This is a genomic window from Microvirga massiliensis (assembly GCF_001006805.1).
GTDB classification, from domain to species: domain Bacteria; phylum Pseudomonadota; class Alphaproteobacteria; order Rhizobiales; family Beijerinckiaceae; genus Microvirga; species Microvirga massiliensis.
In genome coordinates this window covers 4,328-10,834 of record NZ_LN811363.1, presented here as the reverse complement: position 1 = coordinate 10,834, position 6,507 = coordinate 4,328, and the positions used below count along the sequence as shown (strand labels likewise).

Genomic DNA, 6,507 nt, shown 5'->3' with positions numbered 1-6,507 from the left:
GGCCCGCGGCGAACCGGGAGCACGGTGATGGCCGGCACGCACCCAGTGAAGCCACCTCCCCCCGGCCGGATGGGAGCTACGACAGTGCCGCCTGCGGATGGGAGCCGTGCGGCAGGTGGACATGAGGCTCGAAGCGCAGGCACTCAGGACGCGACGTCGGCCGCCCGCAGGATCAGCCATGACGCAGAATGGTTGCACTGGATGCCCGGGCTCAGCACCCTCCTCCGGTATGAGACCGCATGGCTGGGCCACGACGTCGTGGCCGGTCTGGTGCTGGCGACCATGCTCGTCCCCGTCGGGATCGCCTATGCCGTGGCATCCGGCCTGCCGGGCATCTGCGGCCTCTACGCCACGATCATCCCGCTGTTGGTCTACGCGGTGTTCGGACCCAGCCGCATCCTCGTTCTCGGCCCGGACTCGGCCCTCGCGGCCGTCATCCTTGGCGTCGTGCTGCCGTTGTCCGGCAGGGATCCACAGCGCGCCGTCGCCCTGGGCGGAATGATGGCCCTCGTGTCGGGGGCGGTCCTGATCCTGGCCGGGCTGGCACGCCTGGGCTTCGTGACCGAACTTCTGTCCAAGCCGATCCGCTACGGCTACATGAACGGCATCGCCTTGACGGTCCTGATCAGCCAGCTCCCCAAGCTTTTCGGCTTCTCGGTCGAGTCCACGGGTCCGCTGCGGGACCTTTGGGCGATCGGCGGAGCGATCCTGGCCGGCAGGACGAACTGGGCTGCCTTCGCCGTCGGCACGGCCACGCTGGCGACGATCCTGGTGCTGCGGGGCAGTCGCGTGCCCGGCATCCTGATTGCCGTCGTCGGTGCCGCCGTCCTTGTCGGCACGTTCAACCTCGCGGAGCGCCACAACGTCTCGATCCTCGGCTCCCTTCCCCAGGGCCTGCCCGGTTTTGCGATTCCCTGGCTCGGGGTCGGCGACATCGTTCCCGTGCTGATCGGAGGCTGCGCCGTCGCCATGGTGTCGTTCGCCGACACCAGCGTGCTCTCCCGCGCCTACGCCGCACGGACCCGTACCACGGTCGATCCCAACCAGGAGATGGTGGGGCTCGGGGCCGCCAATCTCGCCACCGGGTTCTTTCAAGGCTTTCCGATCAGCAGCAGCAGCTCGCGCACGCCCGTGGCCGAAGCTGCCGGGGCGCGCACGCAACTGACCGGCATCGTCGGCGCACTCGCCATTGCCTTGCTGCTCCTGATGGCGCCCGACCTCCTGGGGAACCTGCCAACCGCCGCTCTCGCCGCGGTTGTGATCGCGTCTGCCATCGGACTGTTCGAGGTGGCCGACCTCAGGCGGATCCATCGCATCCAGCGCTGGGAATTCTGGCTGTCGATCACCTGCTTCGCCGGCGTGGCCGTGTTCGGCGCCATTCCGGGGATCGGCCTGGCGATCGTGATTGCGGTGATTGAGTTCCTGTGGGACGGCTGGCGTCCGTACTCCGCGGTCCTGGGACGTCCGGCCGGCATCGAGGGTTTCCATGATGTCACGCGCTACCCGGAGGCCCGCCGGATTCCCGGCCTGGTGCTCTTCCGCTGGGATGCGCCCCTGTTCTTCGCCAATGCTGAGCTGTTCCGCGAGCGCGTTCTCGCCGCGGTGTCGGAATCCCCGACATCGGTGCGGTGTGTCGTGGTCGCGGCGGCGCCGGTCACGAGCGTCGACGTGACCGCGGCCGATGCCTTGGTCGAGCTCGACGATGCCCTGCTGGCGCAAGGCATCGAGCTCCGGTTTGCCGAACTGAAGGATCCCGTCAAGGACAAGCTGAGGAGGTTCGGGCTGTTCGATCGGTTCGGCGAGACGCGGTTCTTTCTCACGATCGACGCGGCCGTGTCGCGTTACCACGGAGCGACATGAGGGGACTTGCCCATGCCTGTCGAGATCGAGCGCAAGTTCCTGGTGACGCACGATGGATGGCGCAAGCCGGAACCCGGCCAGCGATATCGGCAGGGCTACCTCTGCAAGGGTGAGGTCACCGTCAGGGTTCGGCGCGTCGGTCCCCGCGGCTTCCTCACCATCAAGGGAGGCGGCAACGGTCGCGTCCGGCCCGAATTCGAGTACGAGATCCCAGTCGTCGAGGCGGAGGAGCTGTTCAAGCTCTGCCACGGCCGATTGATCGAGAAGGTACGTCACGAAGTCTTGCACGCGGGCATGGTGTGGCATGTGGACGAGTTCGTGGGCGAGAACGCCGGCCTCATCCTCGCCGAGGTCGAGCTCAGTCATCCCGGGCAACCGGTGGTGCTGCCGGACTGGGTCGGCGAGGAGGTGACGTCGGACGGGCGTTACCGCAACTCACGCCTCGCCGATGCACCACAGGGAGACGGCCGAAGCCGGCTGCCCCGGGGCAACCGCCCTCCCCGGGCGGAGCGGAGCGGGAGCGCGCCCGCTTTCGCCGCTTTCACGCGCGTCTTGGCGAATGTTGTCGGGATCATGGCAAGGTTGACGGGACAGGACGGGGCGGGCGGCGCTCCTGCTCCGGGAAGGTGGAAGGACGCCCGGGAGGACGACGGTACCCCATGAAACGGAAGACGGACCCGAGGAACGAAACCAAGCTTCAGGAACTGAGGGCAAAGGCCCTTCGCCGCGGCGAGAAGATGGCCAACACGCTTCGCAAGCTGGCCGCCAAAGGTGACCCGAACGATGCTTCGGTCGGATCTCTCCTGAAGGAACTGGAGCAGGCATTACCGCGTCTGCGTCGGCTCTCGGGCCAGCAGGATGGCCGGCTGTCCAACCGAGACGCGAGACGAGTTGAAGGGGACTCTGGGAAAACCGGGGATGAGTCCCCATTCCCGCCGAAATCCAGCAGCCGAAGGGACAAACGGCAGTCGGCCTCCAACCCGGCGATCGCGGAGTAGTGGCGGACATCTCGCGGACGGCGTCCCACATTGGCAATGCGAGGTCTCGAGGCGGGTCCGAAGCCCCGATTCCGGTCGAGGTGGTTCCTGCGAACCTCCACCGGAGGGATTCACTGCCTCAGCCCTCGGGCAGGCGGCTGGCACGCCACGCCGATGGCCCCTGATCGGACCAGCGCAGGAAGGCGCGGCTGTAGGCCGTCGGCCCGGAGTCCCGCAAGATTGCTGTGATTCAGCCGAGCGCCATGCCGCTCCTCCCCAGCCGACCCGCACGCACTCCCAAACCGCACCGTATCGGCAATCCGGCGGAACGAGCAGTCCTCCAGGCGCCGGGACGAGTGCGGCGGTGCATCGCAAAGGGAGCGGCGATCGCGGCGCAACGGAAGTCCCCGAGCGGTTCGGCCCGAAGTGCATCCTTCCGGCGTTCATGGCGCGCCCCTCTGATCGCGGATTCGCATGGTCTGCCTCATCACCTCAAAGATGACCGCTGTCGACCAGCCGAACAGCAGCACGCCGTTCATGGCCGTTACCGGGCCAAGCAGGCGCCAACGCTCGACGGGCACGATGTCGCCGGAATGCCAGGCAATACAGGATCGCGTACTTCATGGCTCGACGTTACCAGGACGTCCTGACGGTGATGACCCGGATCCCGGAGCAAATCTGGTGGCCCCACGACTACGTGGTGGTCGCCTCAAGTTTGGCAGCTCTTGGCCGCCAGCAGGAGGCCGAGGCGGCGGTCCAGCGTGCACTCGCGCGCTATCCGCTGCGGGTGGTGGCCGAACGCTTCCTGGCTGCGCCGGACTGGGCGCCGCATGAACGAGAACCGGTGGCGGCTTTGATGAAGGCGGCCGGCTTCCCGATGTGCTCGCCGAACCAGGATCCGTCCGGCCATCCGGTCACGCCGCCCGAGCGGCGCCTGCCGGAGTGCACCGAAGCGAAGCTCTGAGCTCCGGCGCCGCGCGTTCGCGCGAAGTCACTCCGGCGAGCATCTCCCCCGCGGCGGCCGGCGCGCGAGGCCTTTGCGTTGGCTACACTGCCTTCCCCCAAGCCAGGAGCGATCCCATGAGCGGAGCCTGGACGACCTCGACGGGCCATGCGGTGAGCGACGCCCCGTGGCTGGACGCCCACTTCGCGTCGTCCCGGCCCGAGTATGAGGATGCGCTCCGCTTCGTCGGCATCGCCCCAGGCTGGACGGTGCTCGATGCGGGCTGTGGCTCGGGGGGTACGTCCCGCTGATTGGCGAATCCGTCGGACCGACGGGTCGGATCGCCGCGCTCGATCTGGCCCCCGAGAACATCGCCCGGGTCGAGCGCCTCGTCCGGGAGGGGCGCTGCGCCGCCCCCGTGGAATGTCGCGTCGGCAGCGTGCTCGACCTGCCCTTTGCGGCCGCAACGTTCGACGGCGTGTGGTGCGCCAACGTCGCCCAATACCTGACGGAAGCGGAGTTCACGCGCGCCATGGGCGAGTTGTGCCGCGTCACCAAACCCGGCGGCCTCGTCGCCGTGAAGGAGTTTGACGCAACGCTCCTGCAAATGCTGCCGCTCGACCCGGCGATCTTCGCCCGGCTGGCCGCGGCCCGGCGCGCGAAGGCGGCTGCCACCGGGTTGCTCGGCGCGTGGTGCGGACCGCTGCTAGGACCCTTCTTCCGCCGGGCCGGGCTGACGGACCTCGTGCGCAAGGGTTGGCTCATCGAACGCTGGGCGCCGCCGCCACGCCCGACCCGCCAGTTCGTCGCGATGGGCCTTCGCTTTCAGGCAGGGCTCGCGGCAGCACACGACGTCTCTCCAGCGGACCGCAAAGCCTTGCAGGCTGCCGCGGCAGACCCGGACCGCTTGCTTGACGATCCGGATTTCTGCCTGCGCGAGGCGTTCGTGGTTACACGCGGGCGTGTTCCGGCCTGACGGAGGGCGTGCGCGGCCTCGTCGACTCGGGTCAGCGGGTCACGCTCGACGCCCTGCTGGCGCCCGACACCGTCCTCGCGGGCCGGACGCGCGTGCAGGCCTTGCGGAATGGCGATCGTGACGCGGTGCTGCGCCTGGTCCGTGCGAGCCAGGGGGACGACTTCGGGTGAGGCCACCGCAACCCAAAGGACTCGATCGCGCTCCGGATTCCCCTGGTGGCGATCCCGAACCAGTCCTCGGCCCCGAAGGCCTTACAGGAGTTCGATGAGGCTGGGCGGATGAGGCCCTCGCCCTGCTGCGACCGCGTCGTGGGCGTCATGGAGGAGCCGGTGCACTTCACGCTGCTGACGCGCGATCGCTCCGAGGATCTGACGACCCGCTACAGCGAGCGCAAGGAGGCGGCTGAGCGGGAGGCCAGACATCCCGCAGCGCAGACCATGAGCCATGAGGTGAATGCGGCTGCCGAGTGGTTTGACGGGGGTCGGGTCGGCACTCACCGAGTGCACTTTGGCACCCGCCCGGACCGATCCGGCCCGACCTTGTGTGGCGATCCCGGTGGGCATCGCAACGAGCGCCGCGGTCGCAGCGCGGCACCGGAAGCGATTGGATCGTAACGCCCGCTCCAGGTAAAATTCTGATCACCGGAGATCCGCATGATCGAGGTAAGGCTCACGCGGGAGGCTGATCCTCTCGAGTTCGAGGTCGTGGTCCGGGAGGCGGACGGCGAAAGCCGCCATCACGTCACGATGTCACGCCAGCTTTGCGAGCGCCTGACGGCGGGCCGGCACGCGCCGGAGCGCTGCGTCGAGGCGGCCTTCCGCTTCCTGCTGGACCGGGAGCCGAAGGAATCGATCCTCGGCCGCTTCGATGTCGCGGTGATCCCGCGCTACTTTCCGGAGTTCGAGAGGGAACTGTCACGATACCTGCCACCCTCCTGAGGCCGCGGCTCGCCCGTACGCCTGCCTCACGGTCTCGACGAGCAGGGAGTGTCACGGGAGCTTGCGCCAGCCGTCGATCAGTCCCGGGAAGGTCTTCCATATGGAGAGCAGGTCCGCCGCGTCGGTGAGCTCGAGCGTCGTCCAGTCGGAATACGAGCCGAAGGCATATCGGCCCCGCGCAACGGTCTCGAGATGCCTCTCGACGTCCGCGAGTTGGCGCCGGCTGAGACCGCGTCGGAGGTACATGCGTGCGATCGCATCCTCCGGGGTGCTCAGCATGTTGCCCGGATCCTGCCGTGTGCAACGGTCGGTCACCGGCCGCGGCGGGGGCCGGACGGGCGAACGCCGGATGTGACCGTTGCCCAGGGCTGTTCCGCTCACCGCGTTGGATCCATCAATTGTATGGAAGCGGAGTTGAATGTAGTTCCCCGGCCCTGCCTTTGTAGGCCATTCCGGTCCCATGTGGCGCGGCGACCCCGGCCAACACCGTCCGACTGGCGACCCTGGTCTCGGTTCGACCACGCGGGACACACTGCCGCTCGCCCTGTTCGGACCCCAGGGTGATGCGTCGCTGATGGGCAAGCTCGTGATGCCCAGCTCCTCGCCCGGGCTCTGGTGCCCTCGCTCGGCGCGGTCCTGATCGAGTGGAATGGACCGACTGCGGCCCTCGCCTTTCTCACGGGACTTGCGCTGCTGAACATCGGCCTGGTTGCGGTTCTGTGGGCCATCTCACGGACAGTCATGGCGACGTTGTGGTGAGGTCGTGATGAGGTCGTCGCACGCGAGATCCCGCACCTCGGACCCGAGTGGGCT

The 6,507-nt window shown here is 68.1% G+C and carries 10 protein-coding genes and 2 pseudogenes; 10 read left to right on the top strand and 2 right to left on the bottom strand.

Features of this window, described 5'->3' with window-relative positions:
* The first annotated feature begins 201 nt into the window (after window positions 1-201).
* Genes BN1233_RS32405 through BN1233_RS32395 form a run of 3 tightly spaced genes read left to right on the top strand, consistent with a single transcriptional unit; the run spans window position 202 to window position 2,858 of the window.
* A complete protein-coding gene (locus tag BN1233_RS32405; protein ID WP_147707675.1) occupies window positions 202-1,860 on the top strand; it encodes a SulP family inorganic anion transporter in 1,659 nt (552 codons plus the stop codon).
* 12 nt (window positions 1,861-1,872) lie between these two features.
* A complete protein-coding gene (locus tag BN1233_RS32400) occupies window positions 1,873-2,523 on the top strand; it encodes a CYTH domain-containing protein (protein ID WP_063776736.1) in 651 nt (216 codons plus the stop codon).
* Window positions 2,520-2,858: a hypothetical protein gene (locus tag BN1233_RS32395; protein ID WP_046867809.1), complete on the top strand. Its 339-nt coding sequence runs from the start codon at window positions 2,520-2,522 to the stop codon at window positions 2,856-2,858. The genes BN1233_RS32400 and BN1233_RS32395 overlap by 4 nt, the downstream gene beginning before the upstream one ends.
* A gap of 422 nt (window positions 2,859-3,280) precedes the next feature.
* Here BN1233_RS32395 and BN1233_RS50075 read toward each other — a convergent pair.
* A pseudogene (locus tag BN1233_RS50075) lies at window positions 3,281-3,427 on the bottom strand (ion channel); the annotation flags it as partial.
* Window positions 3,428-3,459: 32 nt separating this feature from the next.
* On the opposite strand from BN1233_RS50075, the gene BN1233_RS32390 reads away from it, so the two are divergent.
* From BN1233_RS32390 to BN1233_RS32375, 6 genes and pseudogenes are all read left to right on the top strand, one after another.
* A complete protein-coding gene (locus BN1233_RS32390) occupies window positions 3,460-3,801 on the top strand; it encodes a hypothetical protein (RefSeq protein ID WP_046867808.1) in 342 nt (113 codons plus the stop codon).
* A 116-nt stretch (window positions 3,802-3,917) separates the two neighbouring features.
* A complete protein-coding gene (locus tag BN1233_RS50070; protein ID WP_244470981.1) occupies window positions 3,918-4,091 on the top strand; it encodes a class I SAM-dependent methyltransferase in 174 nt (57 codons plus the stop codon).
* The gene (locus tag BN1233_RS32385; protein ID WP_342341683.1) at window positions 4,043-4,756 is read left to right on the top strand and encodes a class I SAM-dependent methyltransferase; all 714 of its coding nucleotides are present in this window, start codon (window positions 4,043-4,045) and stop codon (window positions 4,754-4,756) included. Before BN1233_RS50070 ends, BN1233_RS32385 begins: the two co-directional genes overlap by 49 nt.
* A gap of 8 nt (window positions 4,757-4,764) precedes the next feature.
* The gene (locus BN1233_RS47590) at window positions 4,765-4,926 is read left to right on the top strand and encodes a hypothetical protein (RefSeq protein WP_154678327.1); all 162 of its coding nucleotides are present in this window, start codon (window positions 4,765-4,767) and stop codon (window positions 4,924-4,926) included.
* Between the two features lie 42 nt (window positions 4,927-4,968).
* Window positions 4,969-5,163: pseudogene (locus BN1233_RS49270) on the top strand (arsenical resistance protein ArsH); the annotation flags it as partial.
* Window positions 5,164-5,409: 246 nt separating this feature from the next.
* Window positions 5,410-5,694 (top strand): hypothetical protein, encoded by a 285-nt coding sequence (locus tag BN1233_RS32375; RefSeq protein WP_046867807.1) that lies wholly within the window; start codon window positions 5,410-5,412, stop codon window positions 5,692-5,694.
* 51 nt (window positions 5,695-5,745) lie between these two features.
* On the opposite strand, the gene BN1233_RS32370 is transcribed toward BN1233_RS32375, so the two are convergent.
* On the bottom strand, window positions 5,746-5,973 hold the full coding sequence (locus BN1233_RS32370) for a hypothetical protein (RefSeq protein ID WP_046867806.1): 228 nt from the start codon (window positions 5,971-5,973) through the stop codon (window positions 5,746-5,748).
* Window positions 5,974-6,309: 336 nt separating this feature from the next.
* On the opposite strand from BN1233_RS32370, the gene BN1233_RS47580 reads away from it, so the two are divergent.
* Complete coding sequence (locus BN1233_RS47580) at window positions 6,310-6,453, top strand: hypothetical protein (RefSeq protein WP_154678326.1); 144 nt, start codon at window positions 6,310-6,312, stop codon at window positions 6,451-6,453.
* Window positions 6,454-6,507: the final 54 nt, after the last annotated feature.